The sequence below is a fragment of the Bacteroidota bacterium genome (assembly GCA_026391695.1).
Lineage (GTDB): Bacteria > Bacteroidota > Bacteroidia > Bacteroidales > JAGONC01 > JAPLDP01.
The window spans coordinates 50,171-71,409 of record JAPLDP010000089.1; the positions used below are offsets into that span (position 1 = coordinate 50,171).

The window sequence follows — 21,239 nt, forward strand, 5'->3', positions numbered from 1 at the left end:
AGTTATTTGGACTAATTATCATAACCACCAATCTGAGCCAATCATTATCACATTGACTAATTAACTAATTGACTAACTGACTAATTACCCTTTACTCCTCCTCCTCCACCATAATAAACACATCCTCACTATCCTTCTTCATCAGATACTTCTCCCTGGCAAACTTTTCTATGTCTCCAGTGTCAGTTTGAAGATCAATGGTTTCCTTCTTGTTCTTTTCAATCTCCTGAAGATAGTATATCTTTTGTTGCTGCAAAGCCCTGAGTTTTTTCCTTGCCTCTATGCGGGATAAAATATTGTTATTATCGAAGAATATTAGCCATACCAGGAAGGCCACAGTGACAAGGAAGAATTTATTTTTTAGTATTTTTAGGAGGATTTTGAACATCGCTGACGATTTGATCAGCACAAATTTAAATCAATAATAAAGAGATTTTATCCGAAACGATTTTAAAAATCAACAATGTTTTAGTTTATAACCCCAACCTCTCGCTTATACCTTTCATCGCTTCTAAACTCACAGCAACAAACTCCTCCAGCGTCAATCCGATCGTCTCACATTCATAAATCTTTTCCCTGTTCACCGATGCCGCAAATGCCTTCTCCTTCACGCGCTTGGTCACAGAACTTACCTTTACACTAGCCAGCTTTTTATCAGGATAAACAAGCGCTGTGGCAACAATCAATCCGGTGATCGTCTCTCCTGCTGCCAGTGCATACTGGAATTGTGTAGTGCGTTCGATGCCTGTAGCCATCTCGTTATGAAGTTTTATGGCCTCGACAATATCAGGATCAACATTAAGCCCTGTCAGTATCCTTGCCGTCTCAAGCCCGTGACGCAAAGGATCGGCATTTACAACCTCTACATCCAGGTCATGCAATAATCCGGCAAGACCCCACTTTTCTTCATCTTGGTTTAGTCGCACAGCTAAAGCCCGCAACACCGCTTCGGAAGCATAACAATGGTTCAGCATTCGCTCATTTTTAATGTATTGCCTGAGCAATTCATTGGCTTGTTCTCTATTCATTATCATTGCAAATGGTATTGATTTGTTCCTGTGTTAGTTTTCCGTTGACCCATGTGGGATCAAATGTTGCACCATAGCGCTTATAAAAATCCATTGCCGGCTTGTTCCAGTCCAGCACTTGCCACATTAACCGCCGGGTCTTCAGTTCATGAGCCCTACGGATGACAGCATCAAACAGCTTTGTGCCGATCCCCTGGCGACGGAACTCCTGTTTTACGATAATATCTTCAAGGTACAGGCATAATCCTCTCCATGTAGAATAGCTTAAAAAATAAAATGCTATGCCCATGATCTGGCCATCTGATTCAGCCAGTATCACTTCAAATATAGGATTCGGGCCAAAGCCATCTCGCCTGAGTTCTTCAAGTGAAATTGTGACGTCATGAGGAGTTTTCTCATAATCTGCCAGTTCATGAATCATTTTCAGAACCTCAGGCAGATCGCCTTCATTGGCTTTACGTATGACCAAACTCATGCCTTTTGAATACACCAAGAAAGTAAAACTTACAGTCAGTGAATATCGATCCGATGCAATATATACAACATATGCTGCAAAAACGGCGTTATTTCTGCCATATACTCCTTCACCGCTTTCACGCTGCCGGGTATGGCGAATACCAGGCTCAGTCCCATAACCCCTGCCACGCTCCGGCTGAGAAAAGCAGTGGGTTTTTCCTGCCCATATTTGAAACGTATCCTATCCATGATCCCGGGAATCTCCTTATCCAGCACTTTCAGCACAACATCTGTGGTGATATCCCGTGGGCCAATACCTGTGCCTCCTGTCGTGAAAATGAAGTCAATCCTTGAGTCGCGGGCACCCAAGAGGATATTGTGAAGCTTCCTGGCATCGTCGGGAATGATAATCCTGTCTATTTCAAATTGGCGGTGCTGTTTTGAAAAGTATTCTTCCATCACTCTTTCAACTTCCGGTCCGCTCCTGTCCTCATATTCTCCGCTGCTGGCCCTGTCGCTGAGAGTGATGACCAGTACCTTGTAAACCTTCGGCCTGTATTCGATATAATCTCCTGGCCGTACTTTTCCATGATGCATCACTCGTGCAAATACACCTTCTGCCGGCATGATACATTTGCCGACTTCTTTAAAAATCGCACAGGAAATGCCGTGACACTCCTTCCCTATTTGGGTTACTTCAAGTTCCGCTGACCCGACAATAAGCCTGTCAAGCGGTGAAACCTTTGACCAGTCGAGACCTTCGGTAGTGATATTCTCTGCAAACTCACCATACTGTATCTTCCTTTCGGCAGTCTGTTCGAATTTTGCAATACTTTCCACACCAAGTAAACTCACTTGGCGATGCCATGTACCGGCATGTGCATCATGAATGATACCCAGATCATCAATGGTGATTTCATCTACAGGTTTTTTAATGGTACCTTTTTCTTTCGAGATATTGACCGATAAAACCTTCATTTCATTATGAATAGCTGACTCCATTTGTATCCCGCTTTGTTTTAAACTCTTTTGGAAATCTTATCCAGTGATAAATATTATAAAGTGCTGATGCCAGCAGCGATAAGCCCAATGCAACATAGAACTCACCAAGATAATCAGGCGGAAGAAATGAGCCCCTGACCACAATAATTCCCAGTGTGATCATACAAGCCATGATGATATAACCCCTGATGTTAAAAAAAGAAAAGACACAGGGCCTGTCCGGTTTAAGTGATAAAATCCGTCTTCTATGCTTTCTCACCACATAAAAAAATACTAACCGGAAAAAAAACAGAAAGCCAACAAAGCCAATGAGGATCTTGATCCAGTAATGAAATGGATTCATCTCCAGCTTAATGATTCCTATGCGCAATACCCTGAAGGCTGCATACCCCCATAACAGACCCACTACTATGAGAAGCGTCCTTCGGGTTACTCCCGGCTTAAATTTCTGTATTAAATCCATTGTATTCAATAATCCCTTTCTCCCCTGATAATCATATTTATATACTTATTAGTTCCAGCTTCAAGCCTTCGTCTTACTCACCAGATGAATTCCCTCAATAATCATATCTTTATTCACAGACTTACACATATCATAAACTGTCAGCAATGATATATTCACTGCGGTCAGAGCTTCCATCTCCACGCCTGTTTTGCCAATGCAATGTACTTCACTGATTATTCTCACCCCTCCATCCTCGACAGAAGCTTTAACAGTAATATGAGTAATTTGCAATGGATGGCATAAAGGTATCAGTTCGCTGGCTTTCTTGGCACCCTGTATGCCTGCAATCTCAGCGACAGTCAGTACATCACCTTTTCTGATGGTGTTTTCCCTGATTCTTTCGATTGCATCTTTGTTAATCCTGATGAAACCTTCAGCTTTAGCGATCCGAAGCTGGTCTGGTTTATGACTAACATCCACCATATTGGCCTTGCCATCTTTATCGACATGACTAAACTCTTCCATAATCTTTAATTTTTCATTTTTTATTCTTCATCCTTCATCAATTATCCACCCGTATTATAAAACGTCCCGGACATGCTCATCGTTCCTCTTTCAGGTTTAACACTGACGGCCATTTCAATAGCTTTTTGAGGTCCAAGCTCTCTGACGTCAAATTCTAAATCGGAGAACAGGCAGGGTTTGATCCTGCCATTGGCCGTCAACCGCAACCGGTTGCATACGCTGCAATTGCCACCATCACCTCCCTCGACAACCGAAAACTTACCATTTGAAAGATCCATCTTGTGAATAAAACGTACCTGCAGCTCATTCGCCCGGCAAAAAGATTCAACATCTCTGGCATCTTTCTCATCAGAAGATTTGATAACGACACAATTTATTTTAATAGGATAAAGCCCTGCCGACCTGGCTGCCAGTATCCCTTTTAACACCTGTTCAATATCGCCGCCCCTTGTTGTTTGCCTGTACTTAACAGGATCGACCGTATCCAGGCTGATATTCACTCTTTGTAGTCCGGCTTCTGCCAGTGGTTGGGCGAACCTGTCGAGGAGTTGCCCGTTTGTGGTCATCGAAAGATCTGTAACACCTTGAATTTCAGATACCATCCTGATGAAATCGACGATATCCCTACGTACTAGGGGTTCACCACCGGTGATCCGTATCTTGTCAATACCTAGTCGCACAGCTACTTTTACTACTTCTATGATCTCCTCATACCTCACTATCTCGTCATGCACCAGACTTTTAACCCCCTCTTCCGGCATACAATACCAGCAACGCAGATTACACCTGTCGGTCACTGATATCCTCAGGTAGCTGATTTGTCTATTATACCGGTCGAACACTGACGATATCTCCCTTTTTTATTATTGTTTCACCAATATTCATCGTGATTATCCCATCAGCATAAGCATAGGCATGAATGTGTGCCGAGCCATGATAGTCCACAGGCATCACAAATCCCTCATCATTTATCCTGACCGGCAAAATAGTTTTACGCTTGGATTTTGACCTTGAATAGTCTGTTCCCATTGGGAGTTTCAATGAAACCGGACGGAAATCGTATCCCATGATCTTGTAAAGCAATGGCTTAACCAGAATTTCAAAAATAACAAATGAAGATACCGGGTTACCGGGTAAACCGAATAATAGCTTTTTGCCGCGCACACCAAACAGGGTGGGTCGTCCGGGCTGAATGGCAATACTTTTAAATTTTATTTCAAAGGCCATCTCATTCAGCACTTCGGGAACATAATCGTATTCTCCCATCGACACGCCGCCGGAAAGAATGACCACATCATCATCCAGAAATGCCCTGGAAATAAGACTGAATGTCGAATCCTTATCATCTCTTGCAATACCTAAATAATGAGCTGTCACACCCATGCCGGCAAGCTGTGCTGCGATCTGTGATGCATTGCTGTTCCTTATCTGCGAGAGGCCAGGCTTCTGCCCAGGCTCTACCAGCTCATCACCGGTGCTGATAATGCCTACACCAGGACTTTGATATACAAGAGGAGATATGCATCCGACCGAAGCCATCACAGCAATTTCCTGTGGTCTTATAAATGTTCCCCTTTTCAAAACAATATCGCCTTCACGCAGATCCTCTGCCTGGTAACAGATATTTACATTCGTTTTTGCACTGGTGAACCTGACATGACCATCATTAGTCACAACTGTATCTTCGACCATAATGACCACATCCGCCCCTTGCGGCACCATGGCTCCGGTCATGATCCTGGAGCATTCCCCCTGCCTGATATGCTGTTCAGGAAATTTTCCTGCCGGTAAGATTTCAATGACCTTCAAATCCTTATCCAGGTCCTGCTTACGACAGGCATAGCCATCCACAGCCGCCTTGTCGAAGGGAGGCATGGCCATATCCGAAATGATGTCTTCAGCCAATATCCTGCCAGAAGAATCAAGATGACCGATCCTATGAGTACCCGCTAAAAAAGCAGCTCCCAGAATAATATCATAAGCCTCTTCGAAGGTGACCATCAAAACAAATTAAATTTGGTCCGATTTTATGTCAGACTTGTTTAGTTGTTTTCTGAAAAAATTATAGATCTCTAATTGTGACCTGATCCTGCCATGATAATCTGATCTCTTATATTGGTTCGGATGATCAGCGCTGATGATCCGTGCTTTGCAATTATCCCTTAGCTGTATCTGCAGCATGGTCATCATCTCTTTCTGGATAGTTTTATCATTTACCGGACATACCACCTCGATACGGTGATCAAAATTCCGGGGCATCCAATCGGCTGATGAAATAAAATATTTCGGGTCATTATTGTTGCAAAATACACACATCCTTGTATGCTCCAGAAATTTGTCGACAATGCTGATGGCTTCAATGTTTTCACTTAATCCCGGTATACCGGGAACAAGCACACAGATTCCCCGGGCAATGATTTGTATTTTAACACCTGCCTGGCTTGCCTGGTATAGTTTCAAAGCGATTTTTTCATCCACTATGCTGTTCAGCTTTATGATAGCCCATGCATCCTTTCCCCTGCGTTTATTCCGTATTTCATTATTCAGCAGGCGCATAAAGAAATCCCTGATATTAAATGGCGCTACAACGAGGCTGTCAAATTTTGGTGGATGATATCTGCTTTCAAAAACCCTGAAAACATTATTGACGTCATTCACAATTTTCAGGTCAGCTGTCAGTAGGCTATCATCGGCATAAACCCTCGCAGTAGATTCATTGAAGTTACCCGTACTGACATTGGCATAGCTGATCTCATGGCCTCCTTCCATCCGTTTAATAAGGATCAGTTTACAATGCACTTTAAAACCAGGAATGGTTTGAATGATCCGTACACCTTCATCTTTTAATTTATTGGTCCAGAAAATATTGGCTTCCTCATCAAAGCGAGCCTGAATTTCAAGGAAAACACTCACATCCTTGCCATTTCGTGCAGCGTTGATAAGGGCATTCATCACACTGGAATCCTGGGCTACACGGTAAAAGGTCATCTTGATGGATGTCACCTTTGGATCAATGGATGCCTCACGTAAAAGATCAATGATGTATTGAAAGGAATGGTAAGGATAGTGCAGCATGATATCCTTCTGCCTGATGCTTTCAAGGATGCTTTTATTTGCCGGAAGATCTCTGTGCGGTAAAGAAGGTGTTGGCGAAAAATACAGATGGGAAGGACCAATCTCTGGAAAAAACATGAAGTCCTTAAAATTATGGTACCTTCCGCCCTTTCTCAGGTTATCCATTTGAGTAATATCCAGCACATCGGTCAGCTTCTTGAGAAGCTTCGGAGGAATGGTAGCTTCATATACAAAACGAACTGGGGCTCCCTTTTGTCGCTGTTTTACACTTTCACTCAGAATCTCTATAAAACTCTTGGAAACATCATTGTCTATGTCAAGTTCCGCATCACGGGTGAACTTTATCGTATATGCCGAAAAACGGTCATAACCAAAAATGGAAAAAATATCCGACAGGCAATATCTGATCACATCATCCAGAACAATAATGAAGTTCTTCTTTCCTTTTGATGGCAAAATGATAAAACGGGGCAAAATATCAGTCGGAACCTTGATGATAGCCTGGGTGTCCTTTATGCCGGCATGGCTGCTCTTTAAATCAATGATCAGGTAAAGTGACTTGTCGACAAGGGCCGTTTGGTGATTGACATTATCCAGCATGATTGGGAATAGCTGGGCGCGGACATTCTCCTGGAAGTACTTCTTCACGAAATCACCCTGTGACGGATCTAATTGTTTTTCGCTGATAATGAAAATGTCTTCTTTTGCCAGTTGTTTTGCGAGATCTATATAGGTCCTGTTAAAGATCTTCTCCTGTTCGAGTGCTATTTTATGGACCTGCTTAAGAATGCGGCGTGGGTCAGAGTCCAGTTTGTAATCTTTCCTTTTCAGATTCACCATGCGTCGGAGTGTACCCACACGCACCCTGAAAAATTCATCACGGTTATTGGAGAAGATACCCAGAAATTTGAGCCGCTCAAACAATGGCATGGACTTATCCATGGCCTCCTGCAACACTCTTTCGTTGAAATGGAGCCAGCTGATCTCCCTGTTGATCAAAACCGGTTTGGTCTTCTTCATGCTTACGGCAGCTTTATATTATCTTTAAATTTTATTAAATATCCAATGTAAGTCTGGTTATGACAGTATTTTGGGGGTGATAAGAAATCTTGTTTTCTTCCTGGCATCCAATATCTCACACCAACAATCTGTCCTGAATTCAATGCATACTACGCCGGATGTCGGCAAATCAATAATTTCCTTATCCAGGAACTGATTGGCAAAATCCGTCATATCGGGATTATGACCGACGATCATAACCGAAATGATATCATCCGGAAGATGCATAACCAGTTCAGTCAGATCATACGCACCGCACATATAAACATCTTCACTCACTTCCACCTGACCGGCCGGGTAATTAAGAGTTTCCGCAAGTATTTTCGCCGTTTCTAATGCCCTCACTGCATGGCTGCAGATTATCCTGTCAACAGTAACTTTTTTTTCAACCAGGTATTCACACACGCGCCGGGTCTTCTCCCTGCCTTTCTCTATCAACGGCCTTTCAACATCACTCAATCCCGCATCATCCCATGAAGATTTCGCATGCCTAACAATATATAATGTTTTCATCTAAAAAATCCATTTATTTCACCCACTGCTTAAGCAGTGGGTCATATACTTACGCATATAGCGGGAACTCTGCCATCATTTCATTCACTCTTTTTCTGACAGAAGTGTTTTTATCCTCATTCTGAATATCGCAAAGGATCTCATCAATGAAATCAACAATCACCGGCATATGTTTCTCTTTGAGTCCCCTTGTCGTAACAGCCGGTGTGCCGATCCTCAATCCGGAAGTCTGGAATGGTGTCCGTGAGTCAAATGGTACCATATTTTTGTTGACAGTGACATCTGCTCTGACCAGTGCATTCTCTGCATCCCTTCCGGAGAGATTTGGAAATTTTGTTCTCAGGTCAATGAGCATCAGATGGTTGTCGGTACCGCCCGAAATGATATGATAACCCTTTTGGATAAAGGCCTGAGCCATAACACTGGCATTCTTTTTAACCTGGATAATGTAGTCTTTGTATTCTTCAGTCAGTGCTTCACCAAAAGCAACAGCCTTGGCAGCAATGACATGCTCCAGCGGCCCGCCCTGAATACCTGGAAATACAGCGGAATCCAACAGTGATGCCATAGTCCTGACCTCACCTTTCTTGGTTGTTATACCCCAGGGGTTGTCAAAGTCCTTGCCGATGAGTATCATACCTCCCCTTGGCCCCCGGAGGGTTTTGTGGGTGGTAGTGGTTATCACATGGCACCATGGCAATGGATCGTTGAGAAGACCCTTTGCTATCAGTCCTGCCGGATGCGCTATATCTGCCATTAATATCGCATCCACCTTATCCGCTATCTCCCGCATCCTCTTGTAATCCCAATCCCTCGAATAGGCTGATGCACCTGCAATAATGAGCCTTGGCTTCTCAATCAGGGCTATCTCCTCCATCCTGTCATAGTTTATCACTCCCGTACTTTCCTCTACCTCATAAGCTACAGGTTTATAAAGTATCCCCGACGAATTGACCGGTGATCCATGCGACAGGTGGCCACCATGCGAAAGATCCAGCCCCATAAAAGTATCACCGGGTTTAAGGCATGCCAGCATAACAGCCATATTGGCTTGGGCACCTGAATGCGGCTGAACATTTGCCCACTCAGCACCAAATAATTCCTTTGCACGGTCAATGGCAAGCTGCTCCGTTTTGTCAACATTTATACACCCACCGTAATAACGTTTAGTTGGATAACCCTCAGCATATTTATTCGTCATGACTGATCCCATCGCCTCCAGTACCTGCTCACTGACAAAATTTTCCGAAGCTATTAATTCCAAACCCATGGTCTGGCGATTAACCTCCTGATGAATAATATCAAATACCAGTGTGTCGCGTTTCATAAAATTTACTTTTTCAAATAATCAATAGTTAATACGAATCCTTACCAATGGCAAAATTATGAATTTTAATATAGTACGTTGAGGATTTGTTCGGCCTTTTCTCGAGACCTTCTGGTCTGGCAGGTCCGGCAAGTCTTTTACGTCACCCGAAATTCCTTATCACCACAACAAACTCCCGCAGAATTCCGTTATCTTTGTCCTGCTAATTAAGTTATCCAAACATCCTCATGTCAAGGAGAGTTTTTATCGCCCTCATTTTTATTTTTCCTACCCTGGATCTTTTTGCCCAGCCTCTTCCTGTACCGGATCTCAGATGTGTTTCAGTGAATGGTGATTCTGTTACTTTATCCTGGATTACAGCCGATACAACGTCCTTCAACCTGTATCATATTTATTATTCGTATGATAAATATGCTCGTTATAATAAATTGAGTTTAGTAGTTCATAATTATGAAACAACCTCTTTTTACCAGGAGAATAATGTCCAAATAAATCCAGTGTATTATTATATGGTCACAGCTGACAGTATCGAATACGGTACCGAATCTCTCCACTCTGATACAGTGAGTACCATTTTTATGACTGTAACACCTTTGGCGGGAAATTCGATAGCAAATCTGACCTGGAATCACATTTCAGCGAACCTCGCAGGTCAATATGATATCTACCGGAGGCTTGAACTGAGCGACTGGAAGTATCTGACTTCCACAACCAATCTGTTTTATAATGATACTGTTCGTTATCCTTTCTGTATAGATACCTTAATACAATACCGGGTTGAAATCCAGGACGATGTTCTTGAATGTTCGTCATTTTCAACAATAGGCAGTGGTTACTTTTCCGATGGCATTGACCCGGTAATGGTCGAAATGGATACTGTGTCAGTTAATCTTCAAGGGGATGTTATTATCACCTGGTTTGCTGTCACTGGCGATACTATCAAAGAGTATGTCATTTACAGACAGGATTACGCTGGTGGTACCTTCGATATAAAAGGCACAGTTTCAGGTAATGAAACATCCTTTATTGATTATGAGTTAGAGGCGACAATTCATTCTGTTGCATATCGTGTTGCAGCAGTGGATGGCTGCAATAATATCGGTCTGGGTGGCTTTTTAAATCCATATAGTACAATATTTATCGATCAGATTGATTTCAATTACTGCGATACGCAAATTCAACTGAATTGGACACCGAATGAAAACCTTAGCCCGCCTGTTCAGGGTTACAGACTTTATAAAGTCGATCCCTCGTCATCATCATCTGAATATATTGGTGAAACATCCGATACATCATATACCTATTTTTATCCCTTTGACTCCGACTCAACCTATTGCTTCTATGTCAGGGCATATAATAATTCAGGTAAATCTTCATCATCTGCGGTACGGTGCTTCATTGCAAACCGCCCGCCACAACCGGATACCTTAAATTTTAAAATAGCTTCAGTCGATACTGTTGGTAACAATTTTATCGAACTCAGTTTTTTCGCCGACACGGCCACCATCGGAACTAGCGCAGTAATTTACCGGAAAACATCTCTTACCGATACCTATATATCCATTGATACTATTCCAAACCTCGCAATGCTTAGCGATCCTCTGGTCACATACCGGGATAATAATGTGAATGTGAATGACCAGAGTTATTATTACAAAATCACTGTCATCGATAGCTGCAACAATGAAGCCTGGCTTCCATTTAATGAAATCCGAACTATATTGCTCCGCGGAATGCTCAAAGATAATAATGTCAACTGGTTGTTCTGGAATGCCTTTGAAACATTAACAGGGCAGGTGACTGCATATGAATTATACAGGAAGATCGATGGAATTGTTGACACGGTCATCATTCTTCCTCCCACGTCCCTGGACTATGAGGATGATATATCCTCTTTTGCTCAGAGTGCCGGAAGGTTTAGCTATATGGTCAGAGCCGATATTTTTTTTTATGCTCCCGATTTATATAGGGAAATTGTGTATAGTTATTCAAATGAAACACTTCTCACGCAAAGAGCCAGCCTCTTTTTACCAAATGCTTTCACCCCTAACAACGATGGCATCAATGACGATTTCAAACCGGTAAATTTCTTCACTGATCAGACAGGTGATTATCAGATGGTGATTTATAACCGCTGGGGGCAGAAAATATTTGAAACCAACGATATACAGGAACCCTGGAAAGGAAATTATAAAGGTGATCCCGCCCCTTCAGGTGTATATGTATACTATATCACCTACAAATCCCTCGAAGGCCTCGACATTCAGAAGCATGGAACCGTCACACTGTTGCGTTAATTCTTAATGAAGTTGACGAAAAGTAAGATTGTCATATAATTGTGACCCTCATATCCTCCCAATATACTCTGTGATCCTCTGTGGTTCAATAAATTATAATCTACAACAGAGGATTGCGGAAGCTGGACGTAGATATAAGGAGACTTTTAGTTAACCTGCCAGGAGTGAGGCCATCTAATTTAAGGATTTTTAAGAAGTATATATAAGTGATTTTTCATACCTTTGCGCCACTTAAATCTTTCCTGTTATGGCTTTAGATCCGGAAAAATTTCTTGAAGAGGGACTCACTTATGATGACGTGCTGCTAATCCCGGCCTACTCGGAGGTACTCCCTCGCGATGTCGATGTTTCATCGCTCTTTTCCAGGAACATACGTTTGAATGTTCCTATCGTTTCAGCCGCAATGGATACCGTGACCGAATCAACCATGGCTATAGCCATGGCACAGGAAGGCGGCATTGGAGTCCTTCACAAAAATATGACCATTGAACGGCAGGCGCATGAAGTTAAAAAGGTTAAACGTGCCGAAAGCGGTATCATCATCGATCCTATTGTTCTTGATGAGGGAGCAAGGGTTATCGATGCACTCACTATCATGAAAGAACACAGCATCGGCGGAATACCCGTGATCAATAAAAAGAAACAGCTTGTCGGCATCATCACCAACAGAGACCTGCGATTTGAGAGAAATCTCGGCAGACCTGTGGCTGAAGTCATGACCAGGGATAATCTGATCACTACCAATGAATCCACTACATTCGATCAGGCAGAGGACATCCTCCAGCAATATAAAATTGAAAAGCTTCCTGTCATCGATAAAGACCGGAAACTCGTCGGACTCATCACTTATAAAGATATTATCAAGATCAAAACACGCCCCAATGCTTGTAAGGATGAAAAAGGCAGGCTGCGCGTCGCTGCAGCAATTGGTGTGGGTTCCGACACGCTGGAGAGGGTTCAGGCACTCGTGGACCAAAATGTCGACGCCCTTGTCATCGATACGGCACACGCTCATACAAAAAGCGTCAGAGACATGGCAAAGACAATAAAAAAACACTACCCAAACGTCCAGCTTGTGGTTGGTAACATCGGCACAGGTGAAGCTGCCCGGGATCTGTCAAAAATCGGAATAGATGCCTTAAAAGTCGGTATAGGTCCGGGTTCAATCTGCACCACACGAGTTATCGCCGGTATCGGCATCCCTCAACTCACGGCTATCTTCAATGTGGCTAAAGCCATCAAGGGTAGCGGTATTCCTATTATCGCCGATGGCGGCATCCGTTATACAGGTGATATCACCAAAGCATTAGCCGCCGGAGCCCATTCTATCATGGCCGGGTCGCTCTTCGCAGGCGTTGAAGAATCTCCCGGTGAAACCATCATCTATGAAGGAAGAAAATACAAAACATACCGTGGCATGGGGTCTATCGAAGCCATGCAAAAAGGCTCCAAAGACCGTTACTTCCAGGATATGGAAGATGATTTAAAAAAACTCGTGCCTGAGGGTATCGTCGGTAGAGTGCCATTCAAAGGATCTCTAGCCGAAGTAATTCATCAAATGGTAGGTGGCCTCCGCTCAGGTATGGGTTACACCGGCGCTTCAAATATTGAAAAACTCCAGCAGGCAAAATTCATCAGAATCACCGCCGCCGGCGTCACCGAAAGTCACCCCCACGACGTAACCATCGTCAGGGAATCTCCTAACTACAGCCGATAATTTATCCTATTATTAATAATAACCCTTTAAAAGCAAGTCTATTAACAAAATGTTGAATATGAAAAAGATAGCCAGTCTGAGCCTATTCATTTGGTTCCTGATCATTGGATTGAATAGCGGCTTTGCTCAAAATGAAAAAAAAGATAAGGTTCTTGTGACCATCGCAGGTGAGGGGATTACAAAATCGGAATTCCTGAACGTTTATAGAAAAAACAACGTCAACAGTAATGTCCTGGATAAAAAATCCATCGAGGAATATCTCGACCTGTATATCAATTTCAAATTAAAAGTTAAAGAAGCAGAAGATCTTGGACTGGATACTGTTAAAGCTTTTATTGACGAGCTGAAAGGATACAGGACACAACTTGCCCAGCCTTATCTTACTGATGAAAAGATGGTTGAGAAACTCATACGGGAGGCTTATGACAGAGAAAAGCTGGATGTACGCGTCAGTCATATCCTCATCAGGGTGGGACCGGATGCATTACCCGCAGATACACTCGCAGCCTTTAACAAAATAACGGATATAAGAAACAAGATCATGGGAGGAGCAAATTTTGGCGCTATGGCAGTTCAATATTCCGAAGATCCATCTGCACAGGACCGCCCGGCATCACCTAAAAGGCCGGCAATGAAAGGTAATGCTGGTGACCTCGGATATTTCACCGTGCTGGATATGGTCTACCCTTTCGAAACAGCAGCTTATAATACGCCTGTCGGAGAAGTGTCACAGCCTGTCCGTACTAACTATGGTTACCACTTGATTAAGGTCACAGATAAAAAACCCGCCATGGGAAAAGTCCAGGTCGCTCATATCCTTATCCGTATACCGGCTAATGCCTCACCCGATGACTCACTCCGGGCTAAAGACAAAGCTTTCAAGGCCTACAAGGACATCATCAACGGTAAAGATTTCACAGAAGCCGTTAAGGAATATACTGACGATAAGGGTACTGCAGATAAAGGTGGAGTATTACCATGGTTTGGAGTGAATAGAATGATACCGGAATTTATTATCCAGGTTTCCCAGTTGAAACAAAAAGGTGATATTACGCCACCATTCCTCACAACCTATGGCTGGCATTTAGTTAAATTACTCGATAACAAAGAGATAGGATCTATGGAAGATAATATGTCCGACCTGAAACAAAAAGTGATAAAAAACGACAGAATAGTGGTCAGCAAGGAATCTTTTATCGACTCACGGAAAAAAGATTACCACTTCAAAGAAAAAAGAAAAAAACTCAAACCCATTTACGAGTTGATAGATTCTTCAATCTTTAAAGGGAAATGGGATGTAGCTAAAGCTGCTAATCTCAAGAAGCCTTTGTTTAAACTGGCCGGAAAGAAATATACACAATATGACTTTGCCGGATTCTTGAATGAAAAACAAATCAATGGCCTCCCGGAAAATTTCCAGATCTATGTGAACAACAAATACAAAGCATATGTCGAAGAAACCATCCTGAATCACGAGGACAGCCGCCTTGAGGATAAGTATCCCGAGTTTAAGGCATTGATGAAAGAATACAGGGATGGTATTCTCCTGTTTGAATTGACAGATCAAAAAGTCTGGTCCAAAGCCATAAAAGACACCCTTGGACTGGAAGATTTCTATAAGAAAAACAGCAATGACTATATGTGGGATCAGCGCATTGATGCTTCTGTTTTTACTCTCAGTAATCCCGCATACGTACAGAAAACAAGGGAACTGGCAGCAACTAACACACCCAGTGATGAAATATTGAATATAATTAATCAGGATACGGCAGTATATCTGACAATCATACGTGACAAATACCAAAAGGGTGATAATGACATCATCGACCAGATCAGTTGGACTAAAGGTCTGTCGGATAATTTCCAGAAAGAAGGTAACACGGTTTTTGTCTATATCTATGACCTTCTACCTCCTCAATCTAAAACTCTCAGTGAGGCACGGGGGATTATCACTGCTGACTACCAGAACTTCCTTGAGAAAGAATGGATCAAAACGCTGCATGAAAAGTACCCAGTGGTAGTCAATAATGCCGTACTTGAATCCATTAAATAATTTTGATTAAAAACTTTGAGAAGGTTTATTTCTATAGTATTGATATTCCTGGTTTCCTGCTCGGCAAATCATTCCGGTAAGAATGACAACTTCATCGCCCGTGTGCATAAAAAGAATCTTTCCAGATCTGAACTGTCCGATCTGATTAAACCTGGAACCAATGCAAAAGATAGTATCAGCATATCCCGAAAATATATTGATAACTGGATCCTACAGCAACTTATTCTTGAAAAAGCTGAGGCAAATCTTCCTGCAGGACAGAAAGATTTCACAAAGCAACTCGAAAATTACAGGAACTCTCTGATCATATACGAGTACGAAACCAACCTCATCAAACAAAATCTTGATACTGTGGTCACCGATCAGGAAATTGATAATTATTACGAAAAAAATAAACAAAACTTTGAATTGAAAGATAATATCATCAAGGTCAATTTTGTTATTATTCAACGTGATAAAAGTGTGACATTCCCTGTAAAAACTTACCTGAATTCATTTGATCCGGATGATAAAGACAGACTGGCAGAATATTGTAAGAAATCTGCCGTTAATTATTATCTGGAAGACCAGTGGATGCTTTTTAATGAGCTCTTAAACGTAATTCCGATTGACACCTATAATGAGAAAATGTTCCTCGAAAACAATCGGTATATTGAACTTCAGGATTCTTCGTACAAGTATTTTGTGCGTTTCTTCGATTTTAAAATCAAGGAAAGTACTTCACCCCTGAGCTTTGAAAAAGAAAATATCAGAAATATCATCATCAATAAACGTAAACTGGAAATCATTGAAAGAATGCACCGTAAAATTTTTGATGATGCCGTTAAAAACGATGATTTTGAGATCTATCAAAAATGATGAAGAAGATTATTAGAATATGGTCAGTTATTGCTCTGTTCATTATTCCACCTGCTGCAGCACAAATAAAACTCATCGATGAAATTGTCGCAGTTGTGGGCAATAACGTTATTCTTTATTCCGACATAGAAACCCAGATTCTGCAATATAGGATGCAGGGTAAAATCACTCCGGGATCAGCCACCCGCTGCCAAATACTGGAAAGTCTCCTTTATCAGAAGCTCCTTCTTAATCAGGCTGAATTAGATAGCATAGAGGTTACCGACAGCAGAGTGGAAACAAGCATGGACGCCCGGCTGAGGTATTATATTACTCAGTTTGGTTCCAAAGAAAAACTGGAAGAATTTTACCAGAAATCCGTTATCGAAATTAAAGAAGAACTTCGGGAACTGGTTAGAGAGCAAATGAAGATCGAAGAGATTCAGAACAAAATCACCGCTGACATCCAGGTTAGCCCCGCAGACGTCAAAAATTTTTACAATAGCATCCCAAAAGACAGCCTGCCACTGATCAATACAGAATACCAGATAGGCCAGATCGTTAAAAATCCACCCATCAGCCTCGAAGAACTCACCATTAGCTACGACAGAATAAAAGCCTTGCGTGACCGTATCATCAATGGAGAAAAATTTTCGACTCTCGCGATCCTTTATTCCGAAGATCCTGGCTCAGCATCTAAAGGCGGTGAACTAGGTACGTTTACACGGGGAACCATGTACCCCGAATTTGAAGGAGCTGCCTTTAACCTCAAAGAATCTGGCGATGTGTCAGAAATCATCAAAACGGAAGCCGGATATCATATCATACAGTTGATTGAGAGAAATGGTGATTATATCAATGTACGACATATCCTTATTCAGCCGAAAGTGTCACCCGACAACATGGAAAAAGCAAAAATGACCCTCGATAGCGTTCATGCCCTGATTGTAAATAAAACCATGACGTTCGAAGAGGCCGCCCTGAAGTTCTCCGATGACCCCGGAAAAGTCAACGGCGGCCTCATTATTAACTCACAAACCAATAATACCTCATTCCAGGCCGATCAACTCGACCCGGGCCTTTTCTTTGTGATCGATAACCTGGAAGTTAATAATGTTTCCGAAGCAGTAAAATTTGTCACTGAGGGAGGTAAAGAAGCCTATCGCATCCTCTATCTTAATAACCGCACCGAACCCCACCGCCTCAACATGAAAGATGATTACAATACCATACAATCAATGGCCTTGGATGATGAACGAAATCAGGTTATCCAGGACTGGGTCAGAGAAAAAATAAATGATTCTTATGTCAAAATTAATGACAGGTATAAGAACTGTGTTTTCCAGAATAAATGGTTCTGACCTCTTAATCATCACTGATATTCACATTTAACCATTAATGCCAAAGAAAACAATCATGCAGTATATAAATGATGTTGAAGCCCTTGATGCATTTGTCAATAAATATAAGATCCTTAAAAATGAGATCGCTAAAGTCATTGTCGGTCAGGATGATGTAGTCAATAGCCTGATCATCTCCATTTTTAGTAAAGGACATGGTTTATTGGTCGGCGTTCCAGGACTGGCAAAGACATTAATGGTTAACACTATAGCAAAAGCCCTCGGATTGACATACAGCCGCATACAATTCACTCCTGACCTGATGCCTTCCGATATCATCGGTACAGAAATTCTGGATGAAAATCGTAAATTCAGGTTTGTAAAGGGTCCTGTATTTGCCAATATCATCCTTGCCGATGAAATCAACCGTACTCCTCCAAAAACTCAGTCAGCTCTCCTGGAAGCTATGCAGGAAAAAGCTGTGACTGTCGCCGGCACCTCCTATCACCTCCAGGAGCCCTTCTTCGTTCTGGCTACACAAAATCCTATCGAACAGGAAGGAACCTATCCCCTCCCCGAAGCTCAGCTCGACCGTTTTATGTTCAATATCTGGCTCGATTATCCCAGCTTTGATGAAGAAATCAACATTGTCAAGAACACCACATCCGATTATTATGCTGAACCCAGTGTTGTTCTCGACAGGGAAGAAATATTGTTTTTCCAGAATCTGATACGCAGGATACCTGTACCTGATAATGTTTACCGTTATGCTGTAAAACTGGCTGGGAAAACTCGCCCCCTGACATCTGGCGCACACCCATGGGCAAATGACTATCTTACATGGGGAGCCGGACCCCGCGCATCACAGTACCTGATTATCGGCGCTAAATGCCATGCAGCTATTCATGGGAAATATTCGCCTGATATTGAAAATGTTGAGGCCGTTGCAGCTTCCATCCTGCGCCACAGAATCGTCAGGAACTATAAGGCAGAAGCAGATGGCGTTGGCGTCGGAGATCTTATTAAGGAACTTCTGAAATAAACCTCTTTCACGTGCAAAGCATAAACCTTTTTTATGAAGAAAAATATTTACATAGCTTTCGGAATTCTCATCATCCTGATCTTCATCCTCTGGTATTTTCTGGGTTCCAATAAAACTGAACCCAAAAAAATCCTCGTTCCCGTAAAAACAGGAGAATTCCGTATTAATGTGACAACAACCGGTGAACTGGAAGCTAAAAATTCAGAAAAAATCTTTGGTCCTGCCGACCTCAGAAGCATCAGGATATGGAATGTTAAAATCGAAGATATAATTCCTGATGGCACTGTGGTCGATTCCGGCCAATATGTTGCCACACTCGACAGAACCGAAATCTCTAACCGGATCAAAGACCTGGAAAGCGAAGTCGAAAAACTGGAATCTCAGCATATCAAGACTAAACTTGATACAACAATGGATCTGCGTAATGCCCGGAATGAACTGATTAACCTTAGATATAATCTCGAAGAAAGAAAAATTAAACTTGATCAATCTAAATATGAACCTCCTGCAACCGTGCGCCAGTATGAGATCGAACTGGAGAAAGCCCAGAGAGATTATGAGGAGGCAATTAAAAACTATAACCTTAAGCTGGAAAAAGCAAAAGCTACCATGCAGGAAGTCAGTGTCACTCTGGAACAACAGAAACGCAACCTCGAACAGAACCTCTCAGTGAGAGATCAGTTCATTATCAGGGCTCCCAAAGCAGGTATGGTCATCTATAAACGGGACTGGGATGGAAGTAAACTTGGTGTGGGAGGTACGGTAAGCGCCTGGGATAATGTTGTCGCTACTCTCCCCGACCTGTCCAAAATGATATCCCGTACGTATGTGAATGAAATTGATATTAGTAAAGTTAAAATAGGACAACCCGTTGAAATCGGCGTTGATGCCTTCCCTGAAAAAAAATATTCCGGTAAAGTGATCGAAGTTGCTAATATCGGTGAACAAATGCGTAACTCTAACGCCAAAGTCTTCGAAGTAAAAATCGAAGTCAATGAATATGATTCTATCCTCCGCCCAGCTATGACAACTAAAAATACGATCGTCACATCTGTGATTGACAGCGTGATGTATGTTCCGATTGAATGTATACATAGTAATGATAGTATCACCTTTGTTTATACGGATAAAAAAACCCGACAGCAGGTTGTCACGGGAGAAAGTAATGAAAATGAGATCATTGTAAGAGCCGGACTTGACCATGCAGAACAGATCTATCTTTCGCCTCCTGAAATTACAGATAAATTCAAATTAGTAACACTCGATCCTGACCTGTTGGAAAAAATCCAATTAGATGATGCCAGAAAAAAAGCTTCCAGGCGTGATACCATCAAAAAAGAAATGCCATTTGACACAGGTAGTGAAATAACTCCTGAACAAATGAAAATGTTCAGGGATAAAGGAGGCCTCAAAGGTGGCGACGGCAGAAAAAAAAGAGATAGCAAATGAACCTCGAAAGATATATTTATGTAGTTAATATTGCCATTGAAGCCGTCTTTGCCAATAAATTCCGTTCCATACTGACCGCTCTCGGCATCATTTTCGGTGTGGCTGCAGTTATTGCCATGCTTGCTATTGGTACTGGGGCGCGACAGGAAATCCTGGACCAGATGAAACTGGTCGGCGTAAATAATATCGTCATCACTCCAAAGTCGGATATCGATAAACAAAAAGAAGAACAACAAGGAAAAACCCAGAATAAATATTCACCGGGATTGACCATCAGGGACGCTGAAAGCATTAAAAAGATCATCCCGTCTGTTCTTAAAATCAGCCCGGAAGTCATATATGATACCTATATCCTGAAAGATGGCATCAGAACCTCAGCCAAACTCACAGGTGTCACTCCTGATTTTTTTGAAGTCTATAATCTTAAACTATCTTCGGGCAATATGTTTAATCAGCAGCAACTGACCGAAGGTAAAGCTGTATGTATTATTGGACCAACAATCAAGGCCAAGTTTTTCTCGCAGGAAAATCCTGTCGGCAAATACCTCAAATGTGGAAATATTTGGCTGCAGGTCATCGGAACTCTCGAAAATCTGCGCGTCAGTGAAGGAAGCTCCGAAAACCTCGGTATCAGCGATTATAATAACAATATCTATGCGCCAATACAGACCGTTCTCCTGCGTTATAGAGACCGTTCCCTCATTACACCCAGCTCAAACCAGGGCGGTAGCGTTGTTGTTGCAGGCGACGACGTGGTGGCATTTTCTTCCTCCGATGAAAGTACGACCACTTCAACCAATCAACTTGATAAAATTGTAGTTCAGGTTAAAGAAAGCGAACAGCTTAACACAACAACCCATATTTTGGAACAAATGCTCAAACGCCGTCATTCCGGCGTACCGGATTTTGAAATCAAAATTCCGGAGTTATTGCTTAACCTGAATTATTCATAAAAAAATGGAAAAGTTTGTTATCTCATTGATAATCATTATCTTTGAGGTGTATAAACTTTTAAACAAACTTTTCCATGAGTAAAGATACAAAAAGCCCAAATACCCATCTTGTTTCTGATAC

The 21,239-nt window shown here is 42.1% G+C and carries 19 protein-coding genes; 8 read left to right on the plus strand and 11 right to left on the minus strand.

Annotated elements, in window-relative coordinates:
- Positions 1 to 91: 91 nt before the first annotated feature.
- From NT175_14405 to NT175_14455, 11 genes are all read right to left on the minus strand, one after another.
- On the minus strand, positions 92 to 388 hold the full coding sequence (locus NT175_14405; protein ID MCX6235885.1) for a septum formation initiator family protein: 297 nt from the start codon (positions 386 to 388) through the stop codon (positions 92 to 94).
- An 85-nt stretch (positions 389 to 473) separates the two neighbouring features.
- A complete protein-coding gene (locus tag NT175_14410) occupies positions 474 to 1,028 on the minus strand; it encodes an HD domain-containing protein (protein ID MCX6235886.1) in 555 nt (184 codons plus the stop codon).
- A complete protein-coding gene (locus NT175_14415; GenBank protein ID MCX6235887.1) occupies positions 1,021 to 1,503 on the minus strand; it encodes a GNAT family N-acetyltransferase in 483 nt (160 codons plus the stop codon). The genes NT175_14410 and NT175_14415 overlap by 8 nt, the downstream gene beginning before the upstream one ends.
- Before the next feature lie 35 nt (positions 1,504 to 1,538).
- Complete coding sequence (locus NT175_14420) at positions 1,539 to 2,486, minus strand: molybdopterin-binding protein (protein ID MCX6235888.1); 948 nt, start codon at positions 2,484 to 2,486, stop codon at positions 1,539 to 1,541.
- Entirely contained in the window at positions 2,467 to 2,949 is a 483-nt protein-coding gene (locus tag NT175_14425; GenBank protein ID MCX6235889.1) for a hypothetical protein, read from the minus strand. Before NT175_14425 ends, NT175_14420 begins: the two co-directional genes overlap by 20 nt.
- Before the next feature lie 60 nt (positions 2,950 to 3,009).
- Complete coding sequence (gene moaC, locus NT175_14430; GenBank protein MCX6235890.1) at positions 3,010 to 3,456, minus strand: cyclic pyranopterin monophosphate synthase MoaC; 447 nt, start codon at positions 3,454 to 3,456, stop codon at positions 3,010 to 3,012.
- Between the two features lie 41 nt (positions 3,457 to 3,497).
- Positions 3,498 to 4,298 (minus strand): radical SAM protein, encoded by an 801-nt coding sequence (locus tag NT175_14435; GenBank protein MCX6235891.1) that lies wholly within the window; start codon positions 4,296 to 4,298, stop codon positions 3,498 to 3,500.
- A complete protein-coding gene (locus tag NT175_14440) occupies positions 4,282 to 5,457 on the minus strand; it encodes a molybdopterin molybdotransferase MoeA (GenBank protein ID MCX6235892.1) in 1,176 nt (391 codons plus the stop codon). The genes NT175_14435 and NT175_14440 overlap by 17 nt, the downstream gene beginning before the upstream one ends.
- Before the next feature lie 9 nt (positions 5,458 to 5,466).
- On the minus strand, positions 5,467 to 7,551 hold the full coding sequence (ppk1, locus tag NT175_14445; GenBank protein ID MCX6235893.1) for a polyphosphate kinase 1: 2,085 nt from the start codon (positions 7,549 to 7,551) through the stop codon (positions 5,467 to 5,469).
- Positions 7,552 to 7,608: 57 nt separating this feature from the next.
- Entirely contained in the window at positions 7,609 to 8,103 is a 495-nt protein-coding gene (sixA, locus tag NT175_14450; GenBank protein MCX6235894.1) for a phosphohistidine phosphatase SixA, read from the minus strand.
- A 49-nt stretch (positions 8,104 to 8,152) separates the two neighbouring features.
- Complete coding sequence (locus tag NT175_14455) at positions 8,153 to 9,430, minus strand: serine hydroxymethyltransferase (protein ID MCX6235895.1); 1,278 nt, start codon at positions 9,428 to 9,430, stop codon at positions 8,153 to 8,155.
- Between the two features lie 227 nt (positions 9,431 to 9,657).
- Between NT175_14455 and NT175_14460 the strand changes: the two genes are divergently transcribed.
- The 8 genes from NT175_14460 (at position 9,658) to NT175_14495 (ending at position 21,118) form a co-directional block, all read left to right on the plus strand.
- Complete coding sequence (locus NT175_14460; GenBank protein ID MCX6235896.1) at positions 9,658 to 11,727, plus strand: gliding motility-associated C-terminal domain-containing protein; 2,070 nt, start codon at positions 9,658 to 9,660, stop codon at positions 11,725 to 11,727.
- A gap of 247 nt (positions 11,728 to 11,974) precedes the next feature.
- Entirely contained in the window at positions 11,975 to 13,444 is a 1,470-nt protein-coding gene (gene guaB, locus NT175_14465; protein MCX6235897.1) for an IMP dehydrogenase, read from the plus strand.
- Positions 13,445 to 13,502: 58 nt separating this feature from the next.
- Positions 13,503 to 15,497, plus strand: a complete 1,995-nt coding sequence (locus NT175_14470; protein MCX6235898.1) for a peptidylprolyl isomerase — start codon at positions 13,503 to 13,505, stop codon at positions 15,495 to 15,497.
- Positions 15,498 to 15,512: 15 nt separating this feature from the next.
- Positions 15,513 to 16,355 carry a hypothetical protein gene (locus NT175_14475; protein ID MCX6235899.1) on the plus strand — a complete coding sequence of 281 codons (843 nt, stop codon included), beginning with the start codon at positions 15,513 to 15,515 and terminating at the stop codon, positions 16,353 to 16,355.
- On the plus strand, positions 16,355 to 17,695 hold the full coding sequence (locus tag NT175_14480) for a peptidylprolyl isomerase (protein ID MCX6235900.1): 1,341 nt from the start codon (positions 16,355 to 16,357) through the stop codon (positions 17,693 to 17,695). Before NT175_14475 ends, NT175_14480 begins: the two co-directional genes overlap by 1 nt.
- 55 nt (positions 17,696 to 17,750) lie before the next feature.
- Positions 17,751 to 18,716, plus strand: a complete 966-nt coding sequence (locus tag NT175_14485) for an AAA family ATPase (protein ID MCX6235901.1) — start codon at positions 17,751 to 17,753, stop codon at positions 18,714 to 18,716.
- A 33-nt stretch (positions 18,717 to 18,749) separates the two neighbouring features.
- Positions 18,750 to 20,165, plus strand: coding sequence for an efflux RND transporter periplasmic adaptor subunit (locus NT175_14490; GenBank protein MCX6235902.1), 1,416 nt, complete (start codon positions 18,750 to 18,752; stop codon positions 20,163 to 20,165).
- Positions 20,162 to 21,118, plus strand: coding sequence for an ABC transporter permease (locus tag NT175_14495; protein ID MCX6235903.1), 957 nt, complete (start codon positions 20,162 to 20,164; stop codon positions 21,116 to 21,118). The genes NT175_14490 and NT175_14495 overlap by 4 nt, the downstream gene beginning before the upstream one ends.
- Positions 21,119 to 21,239 lie beyond the last annotated feature (121 nt).

Coding starts and splice junctions, on each gene's coding strand:
- NT175_14460 (MCX6235896.1), top strand. CDS start 9,658: ATGTCAAGGAGAGTTTTTATCGCCCTCATTTTTATTTTTCCTACCCTG.
- NT175_14455 (MCX6235895.1), bottom strand. CDS start 9,430: ATGAAACGCGACACACTGGTATTTGATATTATTCATCAGGAGGTTAAT.
- NT175_14490 (MCX6235902.1), top strand. CDS start 18,750: ATGAAGAAAAATATTTACATAGCTTTCGGAATTCTCATCATCCTGATC.
- NT175_14420 (MCX6235888.1), bottom strand. CDS start 2,486: ATGGAGTCAGCTATTCATAATGAAATGAAGGTTTTATCGGTCAATATC.
- NT175_14495 (MCX6235903.1), top strand. CDS start 20,162: ATGAACCTCGAAAGATATATTTATGTAGTTAATATTGCCATTGAAGCC.
- ppk1 (MCX6235893.1), bottom strand. CDS start 7,551: ATGAAGAAGACCAAACCGGTTTTGATCAACAGGGAGATCAGCTGGCTC.
- NT175_14405 (MCX6235885.1), bottom strand. CDS start 388: ATGTTCAAAATCCTCCTAAAAATACTAAAAAATAAATTCTTCCTTGTC.
- sixA (MCX6235894.1), bottom strand. CDS start 8,103: ATGAAAACATTATATATTGTTAGGCATGCGAAATCTTCATGGGATGAT.
- NT175_14485 (MCX6235901.1), top strand. CDS start 17,751: ATGCAGTATATAAATGATGTTGAAGCCCTTGATGCATTTGTCAATAAA.
- NT175_14440 (MCX6235892.1), bottom strand. CDS start 5,457: ATGGTCACCTTCGAAGAGGCTTATGATATTATTCTGGGAGCTGCTTTT.
- NT175_14415 (MCX6235887.1), bottom strand. CDS start 1,503: ATGAGTTTGGTCATACGTAAAGCCAATGAAGGCGATCTGCCTGAGGTT.
- NT175_14480 (MCX6235900.1), top strand. CDS start 16,355: ATGAAGAAGATTATTAGAATATGGTCAGTTATTGCTCTGTTCATTATT.
- NT175_14425 (MCX6235889.1), bottom strand. CDS start 2,949: ATGGATTTAATACAGAAATTTAAGCCGGGAGTAACCCGAAGGACGCTT.
- moaC (MCX6235890.1), bottom strand. CDS start 3,456: ATGGAAGAGTTTAGTCATGTCGATAAAGATGGCAAGGCCAATATGGTG.
- NT175_14410 (MCX6235886.1), bottom strand. CDS start 1,028: ATGAATAGAGAACAAGCCAATGAATTGCTCAGGCAATACATTAAAAAT.
- guaB (MCX6235897.1), top strand. CDS start 11,975: ATGGCTTTAGATCCGGAAAAATTTCTTGAAGAGGGACTCACTTATGAT.
- NT175_14470 (MCX6235898.1), top strand. CDS start 13,503: ATGAAAAAGATAGCCAGTCTGAGCCTATTCATTTGGTTCCTGATCATT.